At 67.8% G+C, this 24,945-nt stretch carries 30 protein-coding genes; 20 read left to right on the forward strand and 10 right to left on the reverse strand.

Going from position 1 to position 24,945, the window contains the following annotated elements:
• Positions 1 to 24: 24 nt before the first annotated feature.
• Positions 25 to 1,215, reverse strand: coding sequence for a hypothetical protein (locus tag ACZ7KI_RS26265; protein ID WP_470275732.1), 1,191 nt, complete (start codon positions 1,213 to 1,215; stop codon positions 25 to 27).
• Between the two features lie 344 nt (positions 1,216 to 1,559).
• Between ACZ7KI_RS26265 and ACZ7KI_RS26270 the strand changes: the two genes are divergently transcribed.
• The 3 genes from ACZ7KI_RS26270 to ACZ7KI_RS26280 are packed head-to-tail and all read left to right on the forward strand — an operon-like array spanning position 1,560 to position 3,630.
• Positions 1,560 to 2,264, forward strand: a complete 705-nt coding sequence (locus tag ACZ7KI_RS26270; protein ID WP_470275733.1) for an ABC transporter ATP-binding protein — start codon at positions 1,560 to 1,562, stop codon at positions 2,262 to 2,264.
• Positions 2,261 to 2,998, forward strand: coding sequence for an ABC transporter permease (locus ACZ7KI_RS26275; RefSeq protein ID WP_470275734.1), 738 nt, complete (start codon positions 2,261 to 2,263; stop codon positions 2,996 to 2,998). The genes ACZ7KI_RS26270 and ACZ7KI_RS26275 overlap by 4 nt, the downstream gene beginning before the upstream one ends.
• Complete coding sequence (locus ACZ7KI_RS26280) at positions 2,995 to 3,630, forward strand: hypothetical protein (RefSeq protein ID WP_470275735.1); 636 nt, start codon at positions 2,995 to 2,997, stop codon at positions 3,628 to 3,630. Before ACZ7KI_RS26275 ends, ACZ7KI_RS26280 begins: the two co-directional genes overlap by 4 nt.
• Before the next feature lie 9 nt (positions 3,631 to 3,639).
• Here the strand turns inward: ACZ7KI_RS26280 and ACZ7KI_RS26285 are convergent, their stop codons facing one another.
• Together ACZ7KI_RS26285 and ACZ7KI_RS26290 are read right to left on the reverse strand one after the other, a co-directional pair.
• Positions 3,640 to 4,317, reverse strand: coding sequence for a response regulator (locus ACZ7KI_RS26285; RefSeq protein ID WP_470275736.1), 678 nt, complete (start codon positions 4,315 to 4,317; stop codon positions 3,640 to 3,642).
• Positions 4,314 to 5,174, reverse strand: a complete 861-nt coding sequence (locus tag ACZ7KI_RS26290) for a sensor histidine kinase (RefSeq protein WP_470275737.1) — start codon at positions 5,172 to 5,174, stop codon at positions 4,314 to 4,316. The genes ACZ7KI_RS26285 and ACZ7KI_RS26290 overlap by 4 nt, the downstream gene beginning before the upstream one ends.
• Before the next feature lie 553 nt (positions 5,175 to 5,727).
• Between ACZ7KI_RS26290 and ACZ7KI_RS26295 the strand changes: the two genes are divergently transcribed.
• Positions 5,728 to 6,642 (forward strand): SMP-30/gluconolactonase/LRE family protein, encoded by a 915-nt coding sequence (locus ACZ7KI_RS26295; RefSeq protein ID WP_470275738.1) that lies wholly within the window; start codon positions 5,728 to 5,730, stop codon positions 6,640 to 6,642.
• On the opposite strand, the gene ACZ7KI_RS26300 is transcribed toward ACZ7KI_RS26295, so the two are convergent.
• Positions 6,620 to 7,315 carry a DUF4386 domain-containing protein gene (locus ACZ7KI_RS26300; protein WP_470275739.1) on the reverse strand — a complete coding sequence of 232 codons (696 nt, stop codon included), beginning with the start codon at positions 7,313 to 7,315 and terminating at the stop codon, positions 6,620 to 6,622. The two genes, ACZ7KI_RS26295 and ACZ7KI_RS26300, sit on opposite strands and share 23 nt — an antisense overlap.
• Before the next feature lie 145 nt (positions 7,316 to 7,460).
• Between ACZ7KI_RS26300 and ACZ7KI_RS26305 the strand changes: the two genes are divergently transcribed.
• The gene (locus tag ACZ7KI_RS26305) at positions 7,461 to 8,141 is read left to right on the forward strand and encodes a TetR/AcrR family transcriptional regulator (RefSeq protein WP_470275740.1); all 681 of its coding nucleotides are present in this window, start codon (positions 7,461 to 7,463) and stop codon (positions 8,139 to 8,141) included.
• On the opposite strand, the gene ACZ7KI_RS26310 is transcribed toward ACZ7KI_RS26305, so the two are convergent.
• Positions 8,138 to 8,614: an SRPBCC family protein gene (locus ACZ7KI_RS26310; protein ID WP_470275741.1), complete on the reverse strand. Its 477-nt coding sequence runs from the start codon at positions 8,612 to 8,614 to the stop codon at positions 8,138 to 8,140. The genes ACZ7KI_RS26305 and ACZ7KI_RS26310 overlap by 4 nt on opposite strands.
• Before the next feature lie 185 nt (positions 8,615 to 8,799).
• On the opposite strand from ACZ7KI_RS26310, the gene ACZ7KI_RS26315 reads away from it, so the two are divergent.
• A complete protein-coding gene (locus ACZ7KI_RS26315) occupies positions 8,800 to 9,207 on the forward strand; it encodes a hypothetical protein (protein ID WP_470275742.1) in 408 nt (135 codons plus the stop codon).
• Positions 9,208 to 9,237: 30 nt separating this feature from the next.
• Here the strand turns inward: ACZ7KI_RS26315 and ACZ7KI_RS26320 are convergent, their stop codons facing one another.
• The gene (locus tag ACZ7KI_RS26320) at positions 9,238 to 9,450 is read right to left on the reverse strand and encodes a hypothetical protein (RefSeq protein WP_470275743.1); all 213 of its coding nucleotides are present in this window, start codon (positions 9,448 to 9,450) and stop codon (positions 9,238 to 9,240) included.
• A gap of 235 nt (positions 9,451 to 9,685) precedes the next feature.
• On the reverse strand, positions 9,686 to 10,285 hold the full coding sequence (locus ACZ7KI_RS26325; protein WP_470275744.1) for a TetR/AcrR family transcriptional regulator: 600 nt from the start codon (positions 10,283 to 10,285) through the stop codon (positions 9,686 to 9,688).
• A 104-nt stretch (positions 10,286 to 10,389) separates the two neighbouring features.
• Between ACZ7KI_RS26325 and ACZ7KI_RS26330 the strand changes: the two genes are divergently transcribed.
• The 10 genes from ACZ7KI_RS26330 to ACZ7KI_RS26375 all read left to right on the forward strand — a co-directional run bounded on the left by ACZ7KI_RS26330 (position 10,390) and on the right by ACZ7KI_RS26375 (position 19,228).
• Entirely contained in the window at positions 10,390 to 11,352 is a 963-nt protein-coding gene (locus tag ACZ7KI_RS26330; protein ID WP_470275745.1) for a lysostaphin resistance A-like protein, read from the forward strand.
• A complete protein-coding gene (locus ACZ7KI_RS26335; protein WP_470275746.1) occupies positions 11,349 to 12,002 on the forward strand; it encodes a hypothetical protein in 654 nt (217 codons plus the stop codon). Before ACZ7KI_RS26330 ends, ACZ7KI_RS26335 begins: the two co-directional genes overlap by 4 nt.
• Positions 12,003 to 12,052: 50 nt before the next feature.
• The gene (locus tag ACZ7KI_RS26340) at positions 12,053 to 12,730 is read left to right on the forward strand and encodes a response regulator transcription factor (RefSeq protein ID WP_470275747.1); all 678 of its coding nucleotides are present in this window, start codon (positions 12,053 to 12,055) and stop codon (positions 12,728 to 12,730) included.
• Between the two features lie 182 nt (positions 12,731 to 12,912).
• Positions 12,913 to 13,281: a hypothetical protein gene (locus tag ACZ7KI_RS26345; RefSeq protein ID WP_470275748.1), complete on the forward strand. Its 369-nt coding sequence runs from the start codon at positions 12,913 to 12,915 to the stop codon at positions 13,279 to 13,281.
• A 115-nt stretch (positions 13,282 to 13,396) separates the two neighbouring features.
• Complete coding sequence (locus ACZ7KI_RS26350) at positions 13,397 to 13,963, forward strand: TetR/AcrR family transcriptional regulator (RefSeq protein WP_470275749.1); 567 nt, start codon at positions 13,397 to 13,399, stop codon at positions 13,961 to 13,963.
• Positions 13,964 to 14,016: 53 nt separating this feature from the next.
• Entirely contained in the window at positions 14,017 to 15,405 is a 1,389-nt protein-coding gene (locus ACZ7KI_RS26355; protein ID WP_470275750.1) for an MFS transporter, read from the forward strand.
• Positions 15,406 to 15,431: 26 nt separating this feature from the next.
• Positions 15,432 to 16,778: a carotenoid oxygenase family protein gene (locus ACZ7KI_RS26360; protein WP_470275751.1), complete on the forward strand. Its 1,347-nt coding sequence runs from the start codon at positions 15,432 to 15,434 to the stop codon at positions 16,776 to 16,778.
• Positions 16,779 to 17,106: 328 nt separating this feature from the next.
• Entirely contained in the window at positions 17,107 to 18,264 is a 1,158-nt protein-coding gene (locus ACZ7KI_RS26365; protein ID WP_470275752.1) for an oxygenase MpaB family protein, read from the forward strand.
• A gap of 131 nt (positions 18,265 to 18,395) precedes the next feature.
• Positions 18,396 to 18,671, forward strand: coding sequence for a hypothetical protein (locus tag ACZ7KI_RS26370; RefSeq protein WP_470275753.1), 276 nt, complete (start codon positions 18,396 to 18,398; stop codon positions 18,669 to 18,671).
• Positions 18,623 to 19,228 (forward strand): hypothetical protein, encoded by a 606-nt coding sequence (locus ACZ7KI_RS26375; RefSeq protein WP_470275754.1) that lies wholly within the window; start codon positions 18,623 to 18,625, stop codon positions 19,226 to 19,228. The genes ACZ7KI_RS26370 and ACZ7KI_RS26375 overlap by 49 nt, the downstream gene beginning before the upstream one ends.
• A gap of 262 nt (positions 19,229 to 19,490) precedes the next feature.
• Here the strand turns inward: ACZ7KI_RS26375 and ACZ7KI_RS26380 are convergent, their stop codons facing one another.
• Positions 19,491 to 20,075, reverse strand: coding sequence for a hypothetical protein (locus ACZ7KI_RS26380; RefSeq protein WP_470275755.1), 585 nt, complete (start codon positions 20,073 to 20,075; stop codon positions 19,491 to 19,493).
• A 379-nt stretch (positions 20,076 to 20,454) separates the two neighbouring features.
• On the opposite strand from ACZ7KI_RS26380, the gene ACZ7KI_RS26385 reads away from it, so the two are divergent.
• From ACZ7KI_RS26385 to ACZ7KI_RS26400, 4 genes are all read left to right on the forward strand, one after another.
• Entirely contained in the window at positions 20,455 to 20,751 is a 297-nt protein-coding gene (locus ACZ7KI_RS26385; protein ID WP_470275756.1) for a YkvA family protein, read from the forward strand.
• A 200-nt stretch (positions 20,752 to 20,951) separates the two neighbouring features.
• On the forward strand, positions 20,952 to 21,704 hold the full coding sequence (locus ACZ7KI_RS26390) for an AraC family transcriptional regulator (RefSeq protein WP_470275757.1): 753 nt from the start codon (positions 20,952 to 20,954) through the stop codon (positions 21,702 to 21,704).
• A gap of 54 nt (positions 21,705 to 21,758) precedes the next feature.
• Positions 21,759 to 22,181 (forward strand): VOC family protein, encoded by a 423-nt coding sequence (locus ACZ7KI_RS26395; RefSeq protein WP_470275758.1) that lies wholly within the window; start codon positions 21,759 to 21,761, stop codon positions 22,179 to 22,181.
• Positions 22,182 to 22,638: 457 nt separating this feature from the next.
• A complete protein-coding gene (locus tag ACZ7KI_RS26400) occupies positions 22,639 to 23,094 on the forward strand; it encodes an ASCH domain-containing protein (RefSeq protein WP_470275759.1) in 456 nt (151 codons plus the stop codon).
• Positions 23,095 to 23,440: 346 nt separating this feature from the next.
• On the opposite strand, the gene ACZ7KI_RS26405 is transcribed toward ACZ7KI_RS26400, so the two are convergent.
• Positions 23,441 to 23,935, reverse strand: a complete 495-nt coding sequence (locus tag ACZ7KI_RS26405; RefSeq protein ID WP_470275760.1) for a hypothetical protein — start codon at positions 23,933 to 23,935, stop codon at positions 23,441 to 23,443.
• A 90-nt stretch (positions 23,936 to 24,025) separates the two neighbouring features.
• Positions 24,026 to 24,325, reverse strand: coding sequence for a hypothetical protein (locus ACZ7KI_RS26410; protein ID WP_470275761.1), 300 nt, complete (start codon positions 24,323 to 24,325; stop codon positions 24,026 to 24,028).
• Positions 24,326 to 24,945 lie beyond the last annotated feature (620 nt).

Raw genomic sequence — 24,945 nt, forward strand, 5'->3', positions numbered from 1 at the left:
TTCGCGGCGATCGCGACAAGAGCGTTACTGGCCGGTTTTCTCTTCCAGCGCACGGCGTCGAGCGGCCACCTCGTCGGGGTCGTCCCCGAGGACCAGCAGTTGCAAGGTGCTTTGCCTGATCGGATTGTCCGTGTGACCGGTGTCATGACCGGCGACGATGAGCAGGCCACCGGCGGCCAGCGCCGGGCGTATCTCGGCGAGCAGGTCGGTGAGGGCGCCGGCGACGGTCAGCTTCACGGACTCGGCGGGCCGGTCGAGGGCGTCGGGGCGGACGGACTGCATCGCCAGCAACGGGATCGACCCACTGGTGATCCGGAAGTTCAGGTCGAGCACGACCTGCTGGCCGTCCTGGGTTTGGGCGCAGTCAAGGCTGCACAGACCGCGGTAACCGACATCCGCCGCGCGCTGGGTGATCGCCAGGCATTCGGCGAGCAGCGCGGCGGGAGGAGTGGTGACCGCACCGAATCTGCCACCGGCATAGACCCCGATCGCGTCGACGCGTTGTTCGGTCACGGCCAGCAGGCGAGCCCGCGCGTCCGGTCCCACGTAGAACTGCAGGCCCCAGTTACGCAGGATCTGCAGGTACTCCTCGACGACGAACTCGGTGAGCACATCGGCGAACGCCGGCAGTGTGATCTGTTCGTGGGCCCGGTGCAGATAGACATCGAGGCTGCCGCCGTGTGCGTCGTTGGTCGCGGCCTTGAGCACCCACGACTTCTCCGCCGGTGCCGCCTCCGCGAGTTGCCCGCGGGTCACGACGCTGCGGTGCGCTTGGAAACGTGGATCGACCAACGTGGTGATGCTGGCTTTGTTGTTCAAGTAGCCGACGAGTTGCGCGCTTTTGAGCGCGCGTTCGTCCGGGCACAGCGTGGTCGGCTGCGGGTACTCCATCGACATCAGCAGGCCGTCGGACATCGCTTCGGTCACGCGAGCGGCGAATTCTCTTTCGCTACGGAACTCGCGCAGGTCGGTGCCGACAGGCAGCCCGCTGTCACGCAGGTGTGCCAGCAGAACCGGGTCCGTGCCGCCGGAGCTGCAGATCACCGGCGTGTCGGCCGCGACCGCGATCGGTCGCGCGGAGACCACGTCACGGCTGTGGCGGTGCCTGTTCACCGGTTCGGTGGCGGCCAGTTCGGGGCGCGCGCAAACGGCGACGCCGGGACCGTATACATCGGTGAGGGAACGAGGAGCGCTGACTGCGGGCGGCAGAACCACTGGAACAGTGATGGAGGGTCTCCTGTGGAGTGAGTCGGACCGGTCAGAACCGGCTCGGGAATGAGAGGAGAACCGAGAGGGACGACAGCGCTGGCCCATCGACTGTCGCGAGCACCAGCGGCAGGGAGCCTGCCCGACCGGTGCCGCCAACAGTGCCATGCCTGCTGCCTGATTACCATGCTACGTCTTGACCTGGTGTCTTGGGCAGGCGCGTAGTGGGAGGTCGCCGTAAGACCCAGGGCCTAGCCCCGCGGTCATGATCAGTCCCTGGCCCGACGCGAGCGGGTGCCCCGCCGGAATTGACTGGCGGGCATCACGATCATGCTCGACGGGAAGAAGACCTGATGCTCAAGTTCGACCGGCTCACCAAACGACGGGGATCGGCGACGATCCTGTCCGACGTCAGTTTCGAAGTACGCCCCGGCCGGGTGACCGGCTTCCTCGGTCCCAACGGTGCCGGGAAGTCGTCGACGCTGCGGATCCTGCTCGGACTCGACCGGCCCACCTCGGGAACCGCGCTGGTCGACGGCGTTCCGTTCGCCAGGCTGCGGGATCCGCTGCGCAAGGTCGGCGCCGTCCTCGACGGCTCGGGGGCGCATCACGCGCGCACCGGCCGGGCGCATCTGAAGTGGGTCGCCGCGGCGGGTGGTGTCCCGCGCGGCCGGGTGGACGAGGTGCTGGCGGAGGTCGGGCTGTCCGACGCCGCGGGCAAACGCGTGCGCGGCTACTCGCTGGGGATGGGGCGGCGGCTGGCACTGGCCGCGGCGCTGCTCGGCGATCCCGAGGCGTTCGTGCTCGACGAACCGGTCAACGGCCTCGATCCGGCGGGCATCCGCTGGATCCGCGGCTTCCTCCGCGAGCGGGCAGCGGCCGGGCGCACCGTCCTGCTGTCGAGCCATTTCGTGGGAGAACTGTCCGAGACGGTCGACGACGTCGTGATCATCCACGGCGGCAGGATCGTCGCACAGGGAACACTCTCCGAGATCGTCGGCGCGCACCGGAGCCTGGAGGACGCCTTCTTCGCGCTCACCGAGGGGGCCGTGCGATGAGGGCCTACCGGGGCGAACTGCGCAAGCTCATCTCCCTGCCGTCGGTCTGGGCGGCGGTCGCGGCCGGGGTCCTGCTCCCGGCCGTCCTCACGTTCCTCAACGCGAAGTCGACGGTCGCGGCCCACCGCGGCGCCAATGTGGACATCGGGTTCCAGGAACTGGCGTTCGGTGTGGTGGGCGCGATCATCCTCGGCGTCGTCGCGGCGAGCAGCGAATACACCGCGAAAGGGGAAGACGCCGGTGGCGGGCGGCAGATCACCACGAGCCTCACTGTCGTGCCGTCCCGGCACCGGTTGCTGATCGCGAAGCTGGCGGCGGTGAGCACCGCGGTCGCCGCTTTGGCGACCGTCTCCTCGGCCATCACCCTGTCGATCGTCGAAGCGCTGCTCGGCGGCGGAGCCGGCACGAGCGGCGTCACGCGGCTGGCGGGGGTCGTCCTCTACTGGGTGCTGACGGCGCTGCTCGCGATCGGGCTGACCCTGTTGACCCGTAACGGGATCCTGCCGCTCACCGTGCTGATCCTGAACACGTCGGTGGTCACGGTCACCTATCTGCTCACGAAACTCACGCCACTGGCCGTGTTCTTTCCCGATCTGGCCGGGATCCGGCTGTTCATCAGGCGAATTGATCTACCCGTCCAGCTTTCGCCGGTCACCGGTGGACTGGTGATGACGGCCTGGGTCGCCGCGCTGTTCACCGTGGGCTTCGTCGTCTTCCACGGGAGGGACGCATGACGGGCGTCCGGGCGATCCGGGCCGAGACACTCAAACTGCTCAGCCTGCCGTCGACGTATTTCACCCTGTTGGGCACATTCGGCGTTTCGGTGGTCCTCGCGATCGCGTTCACCTCCTCGCGACAGGGACTGTCACCCGTCGGCTACTCGCAGGCGGGGTTCATCGTTCTCGGCGTCATCGCCGCGACATCGGAGTACAGCGGCGGCCAGATCCAGGTGACCCTCGTCGTCATGCCACGCCGGATCGCGCAGCATCTGGCCAAAATGGCCGCACTCCTGATCGTCGCCGTGCCCTCGGCCACCCTTACCGTGCTGGCCGGGGTCATGGTGGCCAGGGGACCGTGGGTCACCGTGGCGGAGGCGAGTGCCTATCTCGCGCTCACCGCGGTCATCGCCGCCGCCGTCGCGACGGTCCTGCGGCGGAGCGTCCCGGCGGTGGCCCTGCTGCTCGGGTACTACTTCATCGTGGGCCCGCTTCTCAGCGGCAGAGCCACATTCGCGACTTATCTGCCGGACTCCGTCGGCCGCGACCTCGGTTCGCGGGGCGCGCTGGGCGGTTCGACCGTCGAGCTGGGGTGGGTGCTCGTCGCGGTGGGGATTTCCGCGGCTTCGTTCGACCGGCGGGACGCTTGACCGCGTGCCTCAGCTTCGCGGGACCACCAGTCCCAGGTCGTACGCCGCGATCACCAGATGCGCGCGATCGCGGGCCGGTAGTTTGCTCAGCAGTCTGCTGATATGCGTCTTCACCGTTTTGATGGAGATGGTCAGCGTCTCGGCGATCTCGGTGTTAGACAACCCCCGGCCGACGAAGGTGAGGATCTCGACCTCCCGCCGGGTCAGCCCGGACGGCCGTCGCGGGCCCCGGTGCGGCGCCGCCGTGACGTAGTGCTCGATCAGCCGGGTGAGGATGGCGGGCGCGAACAGCGATTCGCCCGCGTGCGTCCGGCGGACGGCGTCGAGGAGCTCGTCGGGTTCGGTGTCCTTCAGCAGGAAACCGCTCGCTCCCGCGCGAAGCGCACCGTAGACGTACTCGTCCAGCTCGAACATGCTCAGCACGAGGACCCTGGTCCCGGCCAGGCCGGGGGAGGCGCTGATCTCCTTGGCCGCCACGATCCCGTCCTGGCCGGGCATGCGGATGTCCATCAGCACGATGTCCGGGTGGAGCCGCCGCGCCAGCTCCACCGCCCGCGTCCCGTCCTCCGCTTGTCCGACGACGACCATGTCCGGAGAGGCGCCGATGATGATCGCGAGGCTGTGCCGCAACAGCCGTTGGTCATCGGCGAGCAGGACCCGGATCGGGGGCCGTTCGGGTTCCGTCACCGGTGCGCTCCATCGGGAAGCCGGGCGGTGAGCCGGAATCCGGTCCCGGCCGGAGCCGCGCGCAGTTCGCCGCCGAGTACGCCGACCCGCTCCCGGAGTCCCGGCAGGCCGTGGCCGGCACCGCGGACGGGTGACCAGGTATCTCGCGGCCCCTCGTCCTCGACGGTCACGACGATCGTGGCGTCGTCTCGCCGTAGATCCACGTGAGCGGTCGTCGGCCCGGCGTACCGAGCGGCGTTCGCGACGGCTTCGCGGACGATCTCGCAGACAGTCGCCTGCACGCCAAGGGATACGTCGCCGAGTTCGCCGACGTTCAGCCGCGGCTCGAGGCCCAGTGCGCGAGCATTCTCGACGATGGCCGGAAGATCCGACAGCCCCCGCACGGGCCGCAGAAGCGCGCTGTGCTCGTCAGGGTCGCGAAGGACGGCCAGCATGCGCCGGAGTTCGGTGACCGCGTCCCGGCTCGCCTGCTCGATGTCGACGAGCGCCTGGTCGCGCTCCGCTTCCTGGCCGTGTCCTCGGACCCGTCTCGCCGCACTGGCGCGCAGCGTGATCACGCCGAGGCCGTGGGAAACGATGTCGTGGAGTTCCCTGGCGATCCGTAGCCGTTCGTGATGCGCGGCCTGCTCGGCCGCCCAAGCGGTGAGCCGGGCTTCGAAGTCGAGGCGCCGACGGCGAGCACGGACCAGCGTCCACGTCGTCACTCCGACGGCCGTGGCCACGACGAGGATCGGCACGACGACCGCGCCGGGCCCGTTCGCCCCGACGGCCAGCAGCGCGAGCGCGGCCACGACCAGCACCGCACCGGCGGCCGGCCACGCGCGCGATCGCCATACGGGACGGTCCGGGGTTGTCATCGTCGTCCATCGTATTACCGGCCGGCCGGCCGGGGCAGTTCATCCGGAGTAGCGGCTCGGCGCTTCAAGTGCAGGCGATCAGTGACGCGGCAGGCAAGGAGGCGGCCACCTTCGTGCTCGAGTGACCTGTTGTCCGTGAAGGCCTCCTTGAGGGACTCTGAGTCCCTCAAGGAGGCCTTCACGGACTTACTTCTGACTTGCACGAGGGTGGTGGTCGTCGCCCCGGTCTCACACCTTGATCAACGGAAGATCCGGGACACTCAACGTCCCCGATCTTCCGTTGATCAAGCTCGTGTCCCTCACGATCTGCGGACCGGCGACCGAGCGGGGAAGATTCCGGCCGTCCAACGGCCGGAATCTTCCCCACCCGGCCACACCGGCCACCCGCACAAGCTCCACACCAGTGGGTAAACAAAGACAAGTCCCTCAAGGAGGCCTTCACGGCATGACGGGGGACGGGCGTCCCCACCCGACCGCGGTGCTCCCTGAACATGAGCTGTCGATTTTCCGTTGCCGCTGGCCAAACGGTGGCCATCCGCACGAGACTGCGGGGATGACCAAGAGACTCGGGGTTTTCGCCGCTGTCGCGGCACTCGCACTGTCCTTGTTCGTCGCTCCGGCAGTGCAGGCGCACAACCTGCCCACGACCATCCCGCTCCCCAACGGATTCATGCCGGAGGGTATCGAGATCGGCGGCCACACCGCGTTTCTCGGTTCACGCGCGGACGGCTCGCTGTACCGCGTGAACCTGCTCACCGGTGAAGGGAAGATTTTCAGCAAGGGCCCAGGTCCTGGGTCCGCATCGCTCGGTTTGAAGCTCGACGAGCGCGATCGGCTGTTCGTCGCGGGCGCGGCGAGCGGACAGGCCAGGATCGTCGACGCGCGGTCCGGTGCCGTGCTCAAGAGCTACCAGCTCACGACAGCCACATCGACGTTCGTCAACGACGTCATCCTGACCGAGGACGCGGCCTGGTTCACCGACACACGGCAGCCTGTGCTCTACAAGCTGCCGTTCGGACGGCACGGCGCCTTGCCCGAGACGGCGGTGACCGTGCCGCTGACCGGCACCGGGTTGCCTACCGCCGCCTTCGGCAACGGCATCGTCACCAGCCCGGACGGCCGATCGCTGCTCGTCGTCGCGGACGGCAAGCTGCTCAAGGTCGAGCCGGAGACCGGCGCCACGATAGTCACCGATCTCGGCGGCGAAACACTGACCAACGGTGACGGCCTGCTGCGGCGCGGCACCGCGCTCCACGTCGTGCAGAACAGGCTGAACACGGTCGCGAAGTTCGAACTGAATCGCAGCGGTTCCACCGGAAAGCTCGTCGGAAGGGCGACCGATCCCCGATTCGACGTCCCGACGACCGTGGCTCCGTTCGCGGGCAGGCTCTACCTGCCGAACGCGCGATTCAGCTCGCCGCAGACGCCGGAGACCACGTTCGACATCATCGCGATCCCGAAGTTCTGATCGTCGGCATCGCGTCGTTACTCGCGGGAGAGTGCTTGAACCCCTTGAAAATCAGGTACGCGGCCAAGCTGATTTCCCAGGCGAACACGGGAAGCGCGGCGGCCGAGCCCCAAGGGGAGAGCTGGTCGTAGAGCCCGAACATCACGGCGGCCGCGGACACGCAGATGAGCGGTCCTCCGGCGAGTCCCAGTACGACGATGAACCGCGGCACGAGGCGGGACCGGTACATCAGGAAAGCGAGCAGCAGGCTGTTGGCTCCCAGGATGAAGTTGGGGCCGAACAGGAAAGCCCAGTCGTGGATGGCGACCAACACCCGGGCGGTGGTGATCAGCGAAGCCTCGTCCGTGCCGGGCGTTCCCGCGAGGTCCTGTCGCAGCGTCACGACCGACAGAACGCTCAGAATGCCGACGACGATCACGGCGGCTTCCATGAAGCGGCTGCAGAGGTAGGCGAGGGCGATACCGCTGTTTTGTCTTCTGACGACGGGATACAACGTGGTCGCGGTGCCGACGACGGCGGCCACGAGGATCAGTTCGAGGAATCCGCCGAGCAGCACCCGGCTGTCGTCGCCGTCGCCGACGACGTAGTTCGCATCGCGGAGAACAGGTTGGTACAGCAGGAGTCCGGCCACCGCGGCGATCTCCGTGATCAGGAAGAGCACCCCTGCGGTCACCGCGGTTTTCCTCATCGAGCCCATATCGGCCTTCTCTCACTGCTGAGGTGTACGGCGTACACCTGATAGCGACGGACCTTAGGTGTACGCTGTACACCTGTCAAGGGGTGAGAGGCGGCGGTTGTCGCGGAGAGAGGGTGAGCCGATGGAAGCCGGCCGTCGAACGCCGTTGAGCCGGGATCGGGTGTTGCGCACCGCGGTCGACCTGGCCGATCACGCCGGGATCGACGCGGTCAGCATGCGCAAGCTGTCGCAGGAACTCGGCGTCGTGCCCATGGCGCTGTACAAGCACGTCGCCAACAAGGAAGAACTTCTGGACGGCATGGTCGACGTCGTGGTCGACGAGATCGACCCGCCGGATGCCGGTCGCGACTGGAAAATCGCCGTCCGGCAACGAATCCTCTCGGCGCGGCAAGCGCTGCTACGCCACCCCTGGGCCTCGCGGGTGATCGAGTCGCGCACCACTCCGACGCCGATCACGTTGGCATATCTGGATTCCACGATCGGGATGTTCCGGGCGGGCGGATTGTCGGCCGACCTCACCCATCACGTGATGCACGCGCTCGGAAGCCGCGTACTCGGGTTCACGCAGGAACTGTTCGACCCTTCGTCCGACCTCGATCCTCGAGCGCGGGCGGCCGCGCTCCGGGAGATGTCGGCCAGGTATCCGCACATCGCGGAGATCGCGTCCGGCTCGGACCACGACGGACATACCGTCGTCGGCCCGGGCTGCGATGATCAGTTCGAGTTCGAGTTCTCGCTGGATCTCCTCCTGGACGGTTTCGAACGACTCCGGCGGCAAGGGTGGACCTCCACTGGAGCCTAGGAAGTTTCTGTGTCCTTCTCGACGTATGCGGCGAGGTTCGCCAAGGAGGAGGCGAGCCCGGCGGCGTGATCCTCGGCGGAGATACCGTCGGGGACGTCGTCGGCGCGGATCTCCACTCGCGTACCCGTGTCGGTCGCGGAGACTTCCCAGGTCATGATCATCGTGCCGGCGTATGAGGGGTCGTCGGAGACGAATTCGACCGCCTGCACCACGCGTACGCCGGGGACGATGTCGACGAATCGTGCTTCGACGACGTCGGAGCCGGGGGTGGCCTTGCCGGGTGCGCTCGACGCGTCCGCGTAGGTCAGGATCAGCCGATACGAGCCGCCAGGGCGAGCGTCGAATCGCTCGAAGCTGCCGCTCATTCCATCAGGTGGTAACCAGGTTTCGAGCGCGTCCGGATCGACGAGTGCGGCATACACGTGTGCCGGAGAGGCCGCGATCATCCGGGATCCTGTATCGGTTCGTGGCATGGCGCCATGCTAGGCGGCGGACGCGCCGCAGGTCTGTCTACTGTGGACGGCGAGAACTGCTTGAGATCTCAATCACCGTAGTCTTTTGGCCACCCTCGCGCTCGTCCCGCTGCTCGGCGGTTGTTTCGCTTCGGGGGAGGGCGACTCGGGCGCCGCCGCGGGCACCGGGCAGGCCGGTCGGTCGGTTGAGGGTCGCTCTGGCCGTACCGCCGGTGCAGGGCCTGTCCCCGCAGATGGAGGCCGACCTCCTCGCCGGCAAGTACGACGCGCTCGTGTTCTCCCGGGTGACGCTCCTCGACACCGGTGACGCCGTCGCCTACCTCGCGAGCGACTTCACGAGCACCGGCGTCTACAACATCGCCGGCCTGAAGGACTCCGGGGCCGACCAGGCCATCGCGGCCGCCGCCGAAGAGGGTGACCCCACACTGCGGCACCGGAAGATCATGCGGGCCGAGGCGGAGATCCTGCGGACCGACGCCGTGGTCCCGCTGGTCCACGAGAAGGTGGTCCAGGGCATCGGCGCGAATGTCGTGGGTGTGTCGCTCGATCCCCGCGAACGTTCCCTGATCGACGTCGACACCCACCTGAAGTAGCGGCGGTTGAGTACTGCCGCGTCGGCCGGTTCAGCCATGGGGCCGGTCCGGTGACGAGCGGGCGCCGGTCGCGTCGCCTGCGGTGCCGTCCTGCTGGCGGCCGTCGCCCTGCTTCCCTGGCTGTCCGGGAACGACCCCGCCCTGACGGTCCTGCGCGCCCGCTCGGCCGATCAGGACCCCACTCCCGCGCAGCTGGCCGCCGTGCGGGAACAGCTGGGATTGGACGAGGGACCGTTCGCGCATTTCGCGCGCTGGCTGGGCGGCCTGCCACGGGGTGACGCCGGCGTTTCCTGGGTTTCCGGTGAACCGGTAATGCCCCAGGTGATGAACGCCCTCGCGGTTTCGGTCACGCCGATGCTCGGCGCGCTCGTGGTGGCGGCGCTGGTCAGCGCGCGCACCCTGTATCTCGGCTCGCGGCGGTCGCTGCGACGGGCGCGTCCGGGCACCGGGGCCGCCTTCGCGCAAGTAGAGGTCCGCGTCAGACGGGGCCCGACGGCGGCTGGAGCACGGCCGAGGCGGCGGTCGCGAGCGTGTGCGCCTCCAGTTCGAGCCGTGCCTGGTCGCCGGGAAGAGCACGTTCGGTCAGCAGGCCGGTGACGACGGTCAGAAGGAAACGCGCTTGGTGTTCGAGCACGCCGGGGGCGAGCGCGCCTTCGTCGTGAAGGACGGCCAACCACTTTCCCATGCGGTGCACGGCAAGTCGTTCGAGGGCCAGGAAAGCATAGGTGGCGCCTTCGGACGGGGGAGACGCCACGTAGGCGTCGTGTTGCGCGCGCCAGTGTTCGCGCGCCTGATCGCCCGTCCCCACCTGTGACAGCAGCAGCCGCAGGCACGCCACGAGCCGTTCGGCAGGAGTGCGCGTGGTGTCCTGCATCGGGTCGTCGGGCAGGTCGATGTCGTAGATGCCGGCGACCACGGTGTCGAGCAGTTCCCGTTGCGTCGGGAAGAAGTGCCGTAGCGACCCGGTGCTCACGCCTGCGCGTGCGGCGACCGCGCGCACGCTCAGCCTGGCCGTCGGATCCTCGCCGAGCATGGTCGCCGCGGCGATCAGGATCTTGTCTCGCGTGGTGTGTGGCATTGGTCGGTTCGCTCCATTCAGCGGTGGCTCCCGCCCTTGTTAGCACAGAGTGCTAGAGTACGGAAAGTAACTAGTACAGTGTGATAGTCGACGAGGAGTGGACAATGACGGCTACCGACCGCGACCCCTGGCTCTTGCGAGGTGACCGTCCCGTGTGGACGCCCTCGGTGCCGGCGGGCGTTGAGTATCACCGCGTCTACGCGACCGAGAAGCGACGTATCCTGCGCGGAATTGTCGCGATCGTGCTGCTGGTGGCCGGGTTCGTCGGATTCGCGGTCCTGTTCCAACGTCTCTCGGAGACCATCGACGCCGCCCTGTTCGCCCGTTCCGGGCCCTCGACGCCGCTACGGCAGGCAGCGGGTGCTCTGGCGCTCACCGCGTTGATCCCGTACAGCATGCTGATCCAGCGTGTCCTCTACGGCGTGCCCGCGAAGTCGCTGCACTCGGTGGCGAGGCGGTTCCGGTTCGGCGTCCTCGGCCGCGCGCTGCTGGTGTTCGGCCCGCCCCTCCTGGCCGTGATCGCGATGGGGTCGCTGGGCGTCAGTGACCCCGCTCCGTGGACGACCGCCGATCTGGTCTGGTTCTTCGTCATCGGAATGCTGCTCACCCCGCTCGGCGCGGCGGGGGAGGAGTACGGGTTCCGGGGCCTGATGTTCCGTGTGCTCGGGAGCTGGACCCGCGGGGCCCGGTCCGGCGCGGTCCTCGGCATCGTCGTGACCACCGTGCTGTTCTCGCTCGCGCACGGAACGCTCGACCCGTTCCTGTTCGCCTCCTTCCTCGTGCTGTTCTCGTCGACGGCGATCGTCACCTGGCGCACGGGCGGACTGGAAGTCGCGGTCGTCCTGCACGGCGTTTACAACGTGACGTTCCTCGTGCTCGGCACGACCCTGCACATCGACGTGGGCGCCCAGCTCGCGGCCCGGTCGGAGGTGGTCGGTTCGTGGGCGAACCTCGTCCCCAGCGCGGCGCTGGCCGTCATCACCGCCATCGTCTGGTGGATGACCCGCAGGACCGGCCCCCCGCGCACACCCATCGTGGCCGACCGCGGAGAGGGGCAGAAGTCATGAGCACGAGGTGGAACGAACGCAGGCTGGCCAAGCGTGCGAAGCCGGGCGACGGACGGGCGCTCAAGCCCTTCCGCTGGTGGCAGATGGTGCGGCGCTCGGTGTTGTCGATCACCCTCGGGGTCCACGGACGTCCGGTCGTGCACACAGTCGAGGTCAAGCACGGCGGGGACCTCCAGTCGGGCGTGGTGCGGGCCGGGCTCTACCTCGACGGCCGTCTCCGGCTGGAGTCGAAGCTGCCGGCGCGCTTTCCGGTCGCGGGCGGCCACATCGAGGTCAGCAAGAGCAGGGGAGGCATGCGCCGCTGCCATTTCGTCGGCGACGACGGCACGGTGCAGCGTCTCGTGCCCGACCCGCGATCCGCCGAGGGACGACGCATGCGTTTCGCACGCGAGCATCCCGCCGCCAGCGGGCTCATCAGCGCCGTCTCGATCCTGATGCTGCTCATCGGCGTCGGATTGAACCTGCTGCAGATCGCGGAACCGCTCTCCCGGATCCCGCCGATCGCCGCCACACTGGGCACGTTCGAGTCGCCGTTGCGGCTGCCGGTGTGGCTCAACCTGACACTCGGCGTCGGAGCCGTGATCGGGCTGATCGAACGCGCGATGCGCATGCGCTACCACTGGCTCCTCGACAGCGGTGCCGGAACCTGAGTACCGCCGATTACCCTGGCCGAACCGGAATCACGGCAGGGGGAGGGTGAGTGGACAGTGAGCGCGAGCCGACGCGGGTGGTCATCGTCGACGACGACCAGTTGGTGCGGATGGCCCTGCGGCTGGTCCTCGACGGTGAGCCGGACCTGACCGTGGTCGCGGAAGCGTCCGACGGGGACGCCGCGCTCGCCGTGGTGGGACAGCAGCGGCCGGACGTGGTGCTGATGGACGTACGCATGCCCGGCCGCGACGGGCTCAGCGCCACCAGGGAACTGCTCGCTCGCCCGTCACCGCCGAACGTGCTCATGCTGACCACCTTCGACTCCGACGACCTGGTGCTCGGCGCCCTGGAAGCCGGGGCGCTCGGCTTCGTACTCAAGGACACCCCGCCGGCACGCATCGTCGACGCGGTGCGCGTGGTCGCCGAAGGCAATCCTGTGCTGTCCCCGGCGGCCACGGCACGGGTGATCGCCGCCGCCACCGGGCCACGGTCCTCCGGCACTCGCCGGGAGACCCGTGAGTCCGCGCGCGCGAAACTGTCCACTCTGACCGAACGCGAACTGGAAACCGCGCGGGCCATCGCCGACGGGCTGGGTAATCCGGAGATCGCCGAACGACTGCACATCAGCGTCGCGACGGTGAAAGCGCACACCGGCAACCTCTTCGCCAAGCTGGAGGTCAAGAACCGGGTGCAGATAGCTCTCGCGGTCCGCGACGCGGAGGACTGAACCGGGCAGGCAGGACGTCGGCGTAGCGCCGAGGTCAGTTTCCGACGGGGACCCTCGACACCGAACTCGCGGCCACCATCGAACGTCTCCAACGCGCTCGCGCCGAACTCGACGTCATCCTGCGGCAGCCGACGCCGGCCGAACTGCCGCCCGGCTTCGCGGCCCCCGATGTCGTGGCGAGGATGTCACACGCCGACCGCTCGTTGATCGTCGTGCTGACCCGGGTCCTCGGAGCGGGGACCATGCGGGCCTGGGCGGACATGCTGCGTGAGCCCGTCACCGACCCGGCAGCCGGACGATTCGACACGCTTTCCGCGGACGCCGACGAGCAGACCCGCGCCGCGATGGCCCGGGACATGGTCCCCTACGTACGCACGCTGAACGCGAAGCATCCTGAAGTGAAGATCACGAACGCCGGCACCCGGCACAGTGTGCGCTACATCGAGCAGGCCGTCGGCAAGGCACTGAGGGAGCTCTACAACAGCGCGCAGCTGGACGTTCTCCGGCGCGTCAGCAGACTTTTGTCCGACCCGCACGGTCCTCCAGGTTGATGGCGTGCCCTGAAAGACCTCATAGACCTGAAAGTGATGACCACGCAGGTCGTGGACCGCGGCAAGGCCGACAAGGCACTTGACGGCCAAATGGTGTGAGTGTTCAATCACTAACATGAGTAAGACGTTGTCGAAGTCGGAGCAGCGGCGCGCGAGTGTCATCGCCGCGGCGGTCGAGGTGTTCGCGAAGACCGGTTACCGCGGCACGCCGGTGGCCGAGGTGGCGGCGGCCGCCGAGATCTCGCCTGCCTATGTGTTCCGCCTGTTCCCGACGAAACAGGACCTGTTCGTCGCCGCGATGAGCGCGTGCTTCGACCGGATCCTCGACACGCTGCAAGCCGCCGTCGATCAGCTGCCCGCCGCCAGTCCCGGACGCGTGCTCGCCACGATGGCCGACGCTTACGCCGCGCTGATCAGGGACCGCAAGCTGATCATGCTCCAGGTTCACGCGCTGGCCGCCAGCGACGAGCCGGCGATCCGGGACGCCCTGCGCGGCAACCAGGCCCGTCTCGTCGACTACGTGGCCGGTCGTTCACGGGCCGCACAACCCGACGTCCAGGCGTTTTTCGCCCGCGGACAGCTGTGCCACCTGGTGGCCGCTCTCGCGGTCGAGGACTCGGCCGCCGACTGGGCACTCCAGCTCACCGAAGGGCTCCTGCACTACTCGGACGCGACCGGATAGCCGCGGCCGACCTCGATCCGGCCCGTCCGCGGGCCCTTTTTCAGGAGAAGAAAGTGATTGATCAGTCACACACGTTTGCCGGGACGCTCGTCTCGAAGCACCGGCACACGGGCCACCAGGGGATCGCGCTCGCCGCGCTGGCCGCGGCGCAGTTCATGGTCGTGCTGGATTCGTCGATCGTGAACGTCGCGCTGCCGTCCATCCGCGCCGGTCTCGGCCTCGGTCCCGCGGAGCTTTCCTGGGTGGTGGACGGCTACCTGGTCGCGTTCGGCGGTTTGCTGTTGCTGGGCGGTCGGCTCGCCGACGTGTTCCGTCGCCGCGGGGTGTTCGTCGCGGGTCTCGCCGTGTTCGTGGCGGCGTCGGCCGCCTGTGCGCTCGCTCCGACCGGGCCGGTCCTGATCGGCGCGCGGTTGGCGCAGGGTGCCGGCGGGGCGGTCATGGCACCGGCGGCGCTGTCCATCGTGATGTCCTTGTTTCCCGACGGCGCCGGGCGCGCCAGGGCGATGGGCATCTGGGGCGGGGTGTCCGGTGCGGGCGGCATCGCGGGTGTGCTGCTCGGCGGCGTGCTGAGCCAGACCCTGGGCTGGCCGTGGATCTTCCTGATCAACGCACCGATGGGACTGCTGGTCGCCGCGGTGGTGCTGTGGACGGTGCGGCCGTTCCCGGCCGCGGGCGGCATGTTCGACCTCGGTGGCGCGGCCACCGTCACGCTCGCCATGGCGAGCATCGCCTTCGGTCTGGTCAGCGGTGCGCATACCGGCTGGACGGCCGGCGTCACCCTCGGCGCGCTCGTCCTCGGCGTGGTCGCGTTGGCCGCTTTCCTCGCGATCGAGCGGCGCGTCGCCCGGCCGCTCGTGCCGCCGCGGGTGTTCACCCGTGCTCCGCTGGTCACGGCCAACGCGATCATGACACTGCTCGGCGGCGTCAGTGTCGGCATGTTCTATTTCCTGCCTCAGTACCAGCAGGTCGTGCTGGGAATGAGCCCGGTCGAGACCAGCGTCACCCAGGTGCCGATCGCGGCGACGATCACCGCCGGCGGGCTGCTGGCGCCGAGGATCGCCGCTGTCGTGGGCTCCCGTGCCGCGCTCGCCGGCGGTCTCGTGTCCTTGACCGCCGGGCTCGCGTGGCTGGCACTGGGACCAGGCCCGGGCTATGCCGCGTTGGTGGGGCCGTTCCTGGTGATCGGCGCGGGAATCGGGGTCAGTCTCGTATACGTCACCACCCTCGCGGTAGCCGATTCCGCTCCGGGGGAAGCCGGGCTCGTCAGCGGCCTGGTCAACACCACGCGCCAGATGGGCGGTGCGCTCGGCCTGGCGACACTGGTCGCCGTCGCGGCCGGCACCGGCCCCGTTCCGCACTTCGCCACCGCCTTCGCCGCCGCGGCCGGACTCGCCGGCCTGGCGTTGCTGCTGTCGTGGGCACCCGCCCTTCGCAAGCACTGAAACCGCTGCAGGAAAAGGAGATCATCATGACGACCAAGCCCTACCTGACCGGGCACTACACCCCTGTTCCGGACGAGACCACCGCGGTCGATCTGCCGGTCACCGGCGCACTGCCGCCGGAACTGCACGGCGAATACGTCCGCAACGGCCATAACCCGAAGCCCGGCATCACCCCCAGCCACTGGTTCAAGGGTTCCGGCATGCTGCACGGCGTCCGCCTGGTGAACGGGCGCGCCCAGTGGTACCGCAACCGCTGGGTCAAAACGCCGGCTCTCGACGGTGCACCGCTCGTGCGCGAAGACGGCAGCGTCGATCTCACCGCCAGCGTCGCGGGCACCCACATCATCGAGCACGGCGGCCGGCTCCTCGCGCTCCAAGAGGCCAACCTGCCCTACGAGGTCACGCCCGAACTCGACACTGTCGGCCCGTTCGACTTCCACGGCAAGCTCACCTCGGCGATGACCGCGCACCCGAAGCAGGACCCGGCGACGGGGGAGTTGCACTTCTTCGGCTATTCGCCGTTTCCGCCGCACCTGACCTACTACGTCGCCTCGCCCGAGGGACACCTCATTCGCAGCCAGGTGGTCGACGGCAGCGGCCCGAGCCTGATGCACGACTTCGCCATCACCGCGACCAAAGCCGTGTTCCTCGACCTGCCAGTCGTTTTCGACTCCGGCGAGACCTCGGGCATTCCCTACCGCTGGCATGACGACTACCCGGCCCGCATCGGTGTCCTCGACCGCGTCGGTGCGCCGCACGTGACCTGGATCCCGGTCAGCCAGCGTGCCCTCCTGCACGTCACCAACGCCTACGACACGCCGGACGGCAAGATCGTCCTCGAAGGGCCCGCCTATGACCAGGCGTCGTGGGCGACCTCGTGGAAGTGGTGGATCGGCGCGCCCGGCTACCCGGCCGCCCCGGTCAGCGGGGCGATCGCGACCCGGTGGCTGCTGGATCCGGCGACCGGGACCGCGACCGAACAGGAACTCGACGACCTGGTGACGGACTTCCCCAGCATCAACGACGACCGCACCGGCCTGCCCTCCGCGATCAGCTATTCGGTCGCCTTCCCGGGAGCGGGGCTCGACGAGTTCGCCATCGTCAAACTGAACACGGCCACCGGCGAGCGGCGTCTGCACCGGCCGGGGCCCGGACGGCATGCCGGTGAAGCCGTCTTCGTCCCCGCCGCGGGCGCCACCGGCGAGGATGACGGCTACCTGCTGACGATCGTCAGCGACCTGCCTGCCAACGCATCCCAGCTACTCGTCCTCGACGCACACGACCTGAGCACCACCGCCACGGTCGAGCTGCCCCGGCGCGTGCCCAGCGGAATCCATGGCTCATGGATCCCGGACAGGCACCTCACGTCGTGATCACCGCACCGACGTACCCAGGACGGACACTGGTGGATTGAGCCGTGCTGGGTAGGTCGGTGAAAGACCGACAACGTCGAGTACACCGCCTTCAGCGGTTGGGTCGCTCCGGGCGGGGATCTTCAGCTGCTGAATCGCCTACCGCAAGAAGATGCCCCGGCATGATCCTGCTCGGCCACCCGGTATCGGGGGACCAGGAGTACGTCACGGCTCGCCGCTGCTGGGCCGCGCGGTGTCACGGACAGCGATCACGGCCGCCATCAGATCGAGTGCGACCTTTCCCCGGACGGCGCTAGCGGGGCATTTCGGTGTGGATCAAGCTGAGCCGATGTCGGAAATGCTCGTACCGCCGGGGTTGTCGGCTCTGGAAGCCCTGAAGTACCAGGGCGATCCGCTCGCCGACGGCGTCGTCGCCGAGGTGGTGGCCGATGAGCGAACGGGTGCGGTGAACGAGGTGCTGGCGCATTTCCGGGACAACGACCAACCCATTCCGGAGGATCTGCCGGAATCGGTGCGCCGGTATCTGATCGAGACCGACACCCCGCCGGAGTGGGCGGATCTCGAGCGAGTCGCGGGTGCGTACGAATTCTTCGTCGACGACGGTGTGCACGTCGCCTCGGTGCTGTCCTTCGGGGCGATGGTGAACTGCTATGCCCAACCGCGGCCCTCCCGCGTCCTGTCGCTGACCCACCGGCTCAATCAGCCACAGCGCCGGTTGTCGGAGACCTCCCAGTTCGTGCTGAACCTCATGGGCCGCGACCCGTTCGGTTCCGGCGGCAGCTTCGTGCCCACGATCCAGAAGACCCGGCTGATCCACGCGGCCGTCCGGCATTTCATCACTCGGTCCGGCGCCTGGGATGTCGAGTCGGACGGCGTCCCGCTGTGCCAGCAGGACATGCTGGGCGCACTGCTGATCTTCTCGGTACAGGTCATCGACGGGATGCGCCGGATGGGAGTTACGGTGTCCGACCGGGAAGCCGAAGACTACTACTACGTCTGGCGGGTGACGGGCGCGATGCTCGGTATTCCCGCCGAAGCGATGCCGGAAACCCTGAGGGAGGCCCAAGAACTGAACGCCGGACTCGTCGAGGCAAGCTACGGACCCTCCGCCGAAGGCATCGAACTGACCCGTAATCTCCTGCGCCTGTACGAAAACATGGTGCCCGGCACCGCGTTCGACGGCGTGGTCGCCGCGATGGTGCGCCAAGTCGTCACCGAAGACGTCGCCGACTGGCTCGAAGTGCCACGCTCACGCGGCTGGGGTCGCGCCGTCGGCGCGGGAGTGCGCGCCATGCGACTCCTGGAACGGGCGGAGGACCACAGCCGGATGGCCACGGTGGTGCTCGACAAGGCGGGCGATCTCCTGCTCGGCGGCAGCGTCCGCACCCTCACCGACGGACAATCCACCGCGCTGACCATCCCCGCCGACCTCCGGGAAAAGTGGCTCGCCGCGGGGGTTTGCCCCGTCGCGCCTCAGCGGACCTGACCCTGGCAGGACAGCGGCCATCGCCGACCGTGTCCAAGTGCAGGTCTTCGGGATTGTCCGAGGGGAACCGTCGCCCGAGCGCCTGGGGTCGAACGCCGATCACCGGTTCCCTGAGGGAATAGCTCGGCTCGGTGATCCGGAAATCGTTCGTCTCGCCCTTCCCTGATCCGGCGAGTTGCGGCGACCCCGGCCCGCTCGACCCGCACGGTGACCTCATCAGGACCGCGGTGCTCCGGGGCGACACCGCGGCGGCGTGGCAGTTCCGGCCGGATCTGCTGAAGAAACTGGGTGTGGACCGGGAGACCGCGATCGAGCGGGCGCGGGCCACCACCGCCGGACTGCTCGGTGGAACCGGCGGGTGCCGGGTGAACTCATCGTCCTGCCCGCCTGCGACGACGACATCATGATCATCGGTGCCGACGGCGAGTATCTCGAGGTCATGGTGAGCAGCGCGATCGACCGCTTCCGGTATTCGGGAAACCGGCGGCTGTCTCCCGCGCCCTACGCGATCGTCGACGGCGCACTCAGCCCGTGGCGGCCGCCGGCGGATTCACCGGCTTACCCGACGGTGCGCGAAGCCGAGGTGATCCAGCGGGTCGTCGCGTATGCCGATTTCATCGACTATTTCCGTGAGCACCTGGACGGTGTCGAAGCGGACGTCGCGGCGGCGCAACGGGGCGAGAGTACGAAGACCTCGCTCCCGTTCAGCTACAGCTCCACGACCCTGGTCGGCCCGACCCAGTACCTTCCGTTCGTCGAGTACGTCGGCTTCGAAAACCTGGACCCCCAGCAGGACGACTGGGCCTGGATCCCCTTCGACAGGCTTCGCGACCTTCCCGGCGCGACGATGACGCCCGCCTGGCAGTACGGTTTGCCGGTCGTCCGCTTCGAGCCACCCGCGGACCCCGGCACCCGGCGGCAGATCTCGGCCGCGCTTCGGGAGTACGCCGAAAATCCTTGGTGACGGCGTAGGTTCAGGAACGGGTGGTCCCGTCGACCGCATCCTGTCGCCGCAGCGAACGAGGTCGTTGGGGGAGAGCAGATGAGGTTCCCGACGGTACGAGGGAGAGTTCAAGGGGCGACTCGAAGGCATCGTAAATACCAGCATCCGAGTTGTACGCGCGGCGGGGACATTGGCCGCGCGGCCTGGGACGCCAGGATCCCGGACGGATCCTGAACCTCGCCGAAGGTCCGGAGCGCGATCACGTCGGTGTCCACCGAGAGTCCTATCGCGCCTCACGGATGCTGAACGTCGTGATGCAGAATCCGCCGTCCGCCGTGCGATCAGCGATCACGGTGCCCCTGGCGGACCGTCCTTTGACGACTCCGGTGACGTCGGCTAAGACGAACTTGGCGGTTCCGCCCGCCCTGGTGATCTCGACGTGGGAGCCCAGCGGGAGAAGTGAGTCGATCTTGTCGTCCATGAACCGCTTCTGCGCTTCGCAGGCTGCCGCGATCGCCCCCGCCCTATCGCTTCCTGCGATCTTCGCGAGGAAGTCCATGACCACCTGAACACCCTCCGCGGGTGGCTTCGGAGCCGGGCGTACGGTCACGGTGACCCTCGGGCGGGTCGTGCGGCTGGCCGTGGTCCTGCTCGGGCTGGTCGTCGGAGTGGAGGTCGTCGCGGGGCTGGAGGAGGGGACGGGCAACGAGATCCCGGCGCTCTTGCGGAGCAGGAATCCGGGGGCGGCGAAGCCAGTGACGCAGAAGGCGATCAGTGCGATCACCGCGACCAGGATCCCGATGGCCACACCGGGTTTGACGGTCGAAGCGCCGGTGTTCTGCTGCTCGGGCAGGCCTGGATAGGTCATCGGATTCACCTTTCGTGCGGATCGGAATCGGCGATCCGACGGAGCCCTCGACGCGTTGGTTCCGACCTTTCGGAACCCTTACGGATCCGAGTAATCTATTCCCTGACAAGGAAAATCGTGCTTTCGCCAGCTGCCGGTGATCTTCACTGGGCGCTTCGCGCGACCGGTCCACAAGGCGACAGTCAGACACCGGCGTCGGCTTGGAGGCAGCTGACCAGTTGAGCAGTGGCGGTCAGTATGCCTCGGTGTGCCACTCGTGTGGTCGCCTGTGGCACGCTGGAGTGGAGGTCGCCTGCCCGGTTTGCTCAGTTCATGTCCTGAATCTGGAGGCGGCAGCACAGCAAGATCCGTATCGCGGTTGGCGATGAGAGAGGACCACATGGAATCTCTGTGGACGACACTGGGCGTCGTGGCCGTAGTGGTGGTCGCTGTCCTCGTTGCGGTCGCGCTGTTCCTTGTGGTCAAGCTGGTGCGCAAGCACCGTGAGGTCCATCAGCCGGGCACGCCGGTGCCGACCAAGGTCGCCTATTGGGTTTCCCTGGCCTACACGGTGTTCCCGTTCGATTTGTTGCCCGACCCGGTGTACTTCGACGACATCGTGGTCCTGTCCAGCGGGCTGATCTTCGTCAGCAGGTCGCTCACCAAGAAGGCGCGCGACGACCGCCGGGCGGACTGAAGCACGGCCGGTCCCTCGGCCCGCCGACGTCGCGGGCTGTGTTCCTCGCGTGCGTCGTCACCGTCATCTGCTCGCGGCCGGTTCGGTGGCGGTGAGTCGCGCTGTTCGGAAGTCGTGGGGGCAGGCCCCTCGAGAGCAGTTCGCCGACGATCCGGCCTGGCCGATGGTTGTGCTCTGGCGCTGGTGTTAGCTTCTTGACCGTGAGTCTTGATCTCGATGGTGGCGTCGAGCAGCGTCCGTCCGATTCTCCGTATGTGGAGCGGGTTTATCGCGCTGGGGAGGGCGGCGTGGTGGTGCCGGCGCGGATGCGGTCCCTCGCGAACTCGAATTGGGAGCTCGTGGTGTGGCGCGACCGGGGCGAGACGCAGGTGACAGTGCGCGGCCCTGAGACAGGGCCCACCGTGCTGGACCTCGACCCAAGCCTGGGTGAGGGGCAGACGATCGGGATCATCTTCCGGCACGGCGCCTTCCTGCCGCCGATGCCGGTGTCCCGGCTGGTCGACACCGCCGTGTCGAGTCCGCACACCACGGCCCGCTCGTTCGTTCTGCAGGGCGAGGAATGGGAAACGCCGACCTACGACAACGCCGAGGTCTTCGTGAACCGCCTGGTCCGTGCCGGATTGCTGGTGCGTGATCCGCTGGTCGCCGATGTGCTCCGCGGGGACACGGCCACTTTGGTCACACCGCGGTCGGTGCAACGGCGGGTGGCCGCGGCGACCGGGTTGACCCAGGGCGCGATCCGGCAGATCGAGCGAGCGAGGCAGGCCGTGATGTTGTTGGGCCAGGGGATGGCCGCGATCGAAGTCGTGCAGGAGGTCGGATACCACGACCAACCACACCTGGCGCGCTCACTGACCCGGTTCACCGGACGCACGGCATCCCAGCTGAGGCAGACCGGCGGCGACGAGATGTTGTCGCTTCTGTACAAGACCGGGGTCGCGGTACGCCTCTAGATTTCGTGGTGACACCGGGAGCGCCCGGCACACCGACATTCTGGAGGACATGTCATGGCAATCACGCAAATCTACGTCAATCTGCCGGTCGCCGATGTGGAAGCGAGCACGAAGGTCTACGTGGCGATGGGGGGAACGATCAATCCGGAGTTCAGCGGTGACACCTCTGTCCAGGTGGCGTTCGCCGACGCGATCCTGGTGCAGCTGATGACACGCGAGACCTTCGCGAAGTTCACCAAGCGAACTCCGGCGGACGGCCCGGTCGAGGTGATCAACGCACTGGCCGCCGGGTCGCGCGAAGAAGTGGACCGTCTTGTCGAGGCGGCGCTCGCCGCGGGTGCCACCGAGCCACGTGCGGCCCAGGACATGGGCTGGCTGTACAACCGGGCCGTCGACGACCCGGACGGACACTCCTGGGAGCTGCTGGCCTACAACGCGCACGCCCTGGGCGACGACACGACCGCCGGCCAGGAGTGACGCCGGGAAGGGCGGGAACCGCCCCGCCCGCCGACCAGTCGCGCGTCTGCTCGCCGAGCTGAAGAATCCGCGCCGGACAGCAGGTCTCGAACCGGACGTCACTGCGGTTGTCGATCGCGTGGTACGCGAGGCGGGCGCGGACATCCACCAGTTCATCGAGCAGTGTCAGCCGGGTGTCGTGCCGGACGACCGCCGCGAGCACGATCGGATCGAGGAGCATCCATCCGCTCTCGTCGGTGACCGTGGTCCCCGAACCTTGGCGGGCCAGGACAAGCCCTTTCTCCTCGGATGGCGCGAAAGAACGTCCGGATGTCATCGATCAGCAGGTCCGGTTGTTCCATGTCGCGAAATGGCCGCCGCGGTCCAACTCGGTCCAGCTCACGACGTTGGGGTACTTGCGCTCGGCTAGTCGTCCCACACTACTTACTCGCGCGGAACGGGTCATTACTGTGACCGCATGACGAATGACACCATCCCGCCTGCAGACCTCGCGTCGATGCACAGGGCCGAGTTCGCTTTCCCCGGCCCACTGCGTGACCAGCTTGTCGCGGCAATACTCAACGGTTCCAAAACCTCCACCACGGGCCTCCTCGTCGACTACGAGCATGAAGGGGAGCCGCTGCCGGAAGTCGGGAGCCGTTCGCTGGTCATCGACTCGGACGACCGTCCAGTCGCGGTCATCGAGGTGACCGGCGTACGCGTCGTCCCGCTGGCGCAGGTGGATCTCGCTCACGCCGTGGACGAGGGAGAGGGGGACGCCAGCGTGGCCGAGTGGCGGGCGAGCCACGAGCGGTTCTGGCACAGCGAGGAGACACGTGCGGCGTTGGAAGACCCCGAGTTCACCGTGGACGACGCGACGCTGACGGTTCTGCAACGCTTCCGCCTCATCGCCGATCTCCGCTCCGTCGATTAGCCATCCTCCTATCGTTCACCACGGCGTAAAAACAGTGATCGTGCAGCAGAACGCGATGGCGGATGCAGCCCGACGTCCAGAACAGCCGCCACCGACCCTCGCGTTCGACCAGGCAGTCCGGACAGCAACACGATCCGGACTGCCTGGTCCCCAGCACGCTGATGAATCATCGCCTGGCCCGCGTACCACGGACCGCGTCGGCGAGATTGACTGCGCGGCCCGGCTCGAACGGGCTGCCGCCCTCACCATGCGACGGGCAGGCCGCACCCTTACCGGGTAGACACGCCTTGGGCGGGCTCATCGTGACCACCATGAGTCGTCGGACTCGTGGTGGCCACGTCGGGGTCTAGCGGACGGCCTGGAACTGGGTGATCCATGTGGTGTGATAGGTCATGGCCTGGCATCGGATGTCGGTGTCGGGCTTGAGTATCACGGCGTCGGTGAGCTTGTAGGGGAAGTTGGCTTCGCTCACGGCCAAAGTCGGCTGTAGTGGGTCCGCGCCTGTGGTGGAGAGTTCGAGTTGGCCTTGGCAATAGGGCTTGTCGGTCTCGTTCGCGACGGTGTCGATCACGACCTGGCCCGCGGTGACCGAGGTCAGTTTGATCTTCACGTTGGCGTTCGGGTTGGACAGCGTCAAGGTGACGTATCCCTTTTCCCCGGGCAGCAGGACACCGGTTTGCGCCCCGGTCACGGTGGCGGGAGACATTGTCTCGGCCGAGCCGCCCACTCCGCCCGCGGTGCTTTCCTGGACGAACGCGGCGATCGCGAAACCACTGAGGCCGAGGAGCGTGCCGGTGATGGCGAGGACGATGACGGGCTTGGCTTTCTTGGTGATGCGCATGGTGATTCTCCTTCTGGTGGATGGAATTGTGGCCGGCGGCCACGGAATGGGTGGGCAGGGTGTGCCGGTCGGTGCAGGTGGCCCGAGGTGTCAGGGCCGGGTCGGCGAGGCTGATTCGCTTGGGCTGGGCGGCTCGTCGACGGGCGCGGTATCGGACCGCGTAGGTGTGGCGGGCGTCGTCTCGGGTTCGACCGGAGTGCTCGGCTGACCCGCGGGTGTTTCAGGGGATGCGGCCGTGGAACCCGTTGTCGTTGGTGTGGTGATCGTGGCTTGCGCGGGTGGCCAGATCCCGGTGGTGCCGTCGATGGACACCGTCACCGTGATCCGGTCGAACCCGGCGGTCCCCGTCACGCCGTTCGCGGCTGCCGGGGAACCGAGTTCGAGGGCCACGATCAGAGCGAGGACCGCTCCTCGCCGACGACCGCGATCGTTCGGTGTGGGAATTGCGAATTGCCGGCCTGGTCCAGGCATGATGGGTCGTTGTTCCTTTCTGCAATTCCGGGCCGAGTCGATTCGGTTGCCCGGGGGAGAACGCACCCTCGCCGCATCTGGGGTACCGAACCTGGTAAGCAGCGGATTCACTTTCGAATTCTGGATCGTTGTCGAGCAAGTGAGCCGCGTGCCCTCACTGATGAACTCGACCACGCCGGGTACCTTGTTACGTAATACCGTTGAGCACTGTTGAAGTGTTATAAATCGTCGAATTCACGTGTGCCGGCTTCGGGGTGAGTACTCGATATCTGCCAGGGCCCCCGTACGCCCGACGCTGACATTCACGCCGGCTTCGCGAACACGAGCACGCCGCCGTTAATACGTTCGGGTTCGGGAGGCGCTGAGATCTCGCCTCGGGTTGAGCCTTGAAATCCACGGCCGTTCGCGCAGTGTCGATCCACTGGCACGACGACCGGCGGCACCGGATGTCCGTGTGGGGAGCCCTTCGATGGGTGCGTGGAAGCCTCATGTTCCGGCCGCGTTCATCCGGTCCGGCGGAAGCGCTACAATGAGTGACG

It is taken from the genome of Amycolatopsis sp. NPDC039088 (assembly GCF_055598845.1).

Bases quoted from the DNA above. Each gene is read 5' to 3' on its own strand.
- ACZ7KI_RS26400 (WP_470275759.1), top strand. From the start codon at position 22,639: ATGACGAATGACACCATCCCGCCTGCAGACCTCGCGTCGATGCACAGG.
- ACZ7KI_RS26320 (WP_470275743.1), bottom strand. From the start codon at position 9,450: ATGCGCGAACGGTCCCTCGTCCAATCCCAGCTGTTCCCGCACGGCGGC.
- ACZ7KI_RS26325 (WP_470275744.1), bottom strand. From the start codon at position 10,285: ATGCCACACACCACGCGAGACAAGATCCTGATCGCCGCGGCGACCATG.
- ACZ7KI_RS26380 (WP_470275755.1), bottom strand. From the start codon at position 20,075: ATGACCTATCCAGGCCTGCCCGAGCAGCAGAACACCGGCGCTTCGACC.
- ACZ7KI_RS26280 (WP_470275735.1), top strand. From the start codon at position 2,995: ATGACGGGCGTCCGGGCGATCCGGGCCGAGACACTCAAACTGCTCAGC.
- ACZ7KI_RS26360 (WP_470275751.1), top strand. From the start codon at position 15,432: ATGACGACCAAGCCCTACCTGACCGGGCACTACACCCCTGTTCCGGAC.
- ACZ7KI_RS26290 (WP_470275737.1), bottom strand. From the start codon at position 5,174: ATGACAACCCCGGACCGTCCCGTATGGCGATCGCGCGCGTGGCCGGCC.
- ACZ7KI_RS26405 (WP_470275760.1), bottom strand. From the start codon at position 23,935: ATGCGCATCACCAAGAAAGCCAAGCCCGTCATCGTCCTCGCCATCACC.
- ACZ7KI_RS26345 (WP_470275748.1), top strand. From the start codon at position 12,913: ATGTCACACGCCGACCGCTCGTTGATCGTCGTGCTGACCCGGGTCCTC.
- ACZ7KI_RS26305 (WP_470275740.1), top strand. From the start codon at position 7,461: ATGGAAGCCGGCCGTCGAACGCCGTTGAGCCGGGATCGGGTGTTGCGC.
- ACZ7KI_RS26270 (WP_470275733.1), top strand. From the start codon at position 1,560: ATGCTCAAGTTCGACCGGCTCACCAAACGACGGGGATCGGCGACGATC.
- ACZ7KI_RS26295 (WP_470275738.1), top strand. From the start codon at position 5,728: ATGACCAAGAGACTCGGGGTTTTCGCCGCTGTCGCGGCACTCGCACTG.
- ACZ7KI_RS26275 (WP_470275734.1), top strand. From the start codon at position 2,261: ATGAGGGCCTACCGGGGCGAACTGCGCAAGCTCATCTCCCTGCCGTCG.
- ACZ7KI_RS26310 (WP_470275741.1), bottom strand. From the start codon at position 8,614: ATGCCACGAACCGATACAGGATCCCGGATGATCGCGGCCTCTCCGGCA.
- ACZ7KI_RS26350 (WP_470275749.1), top strand. From the start codon at position 13,397: ATGAGTAAGACGTTGTCGAAGTCGGAGCAGCGGCGCGCGAGTGTCATC.
- ACZ7KI_RS26365 (WP_470275752.1), top strand. From the start codon at position 17,107: ATGTCGGAAATGCTCGTACCGCCGGGGTTGTCGGCTCTGGAAGCCCTG.
- ACZ7KI_RS26395 (WP_470275758.1), top strand. From the start codon at position 21,759: ATGGCAATCACGCAAATCTACGTCAATCTGCCGGTCGCCGATGTGGAA.
- ACZ7KI_RS26335 (WP_470275746.1), top strand. From the start codon at position 11,349: ATGAGCACGAGGTGGAACGAACGCAGGCTGGCCAAGCGTGCGAAGCCG.
- ACZ7KI_RS26330 (WP_470275745.1), top strand. From the start codon at position 10,390: ATGACGGCTACCGACCGCGACCCCTGGCTCTTGCGAGGTGACCGTCCC.
- ACZ7KI_RS26385 (WP_470275756.1), top strand. From the start codon at position 20,455: ATGGAATCTCTGTGGACGACACTGGGCGTCGTGGCCGTAGTGGTGGTC.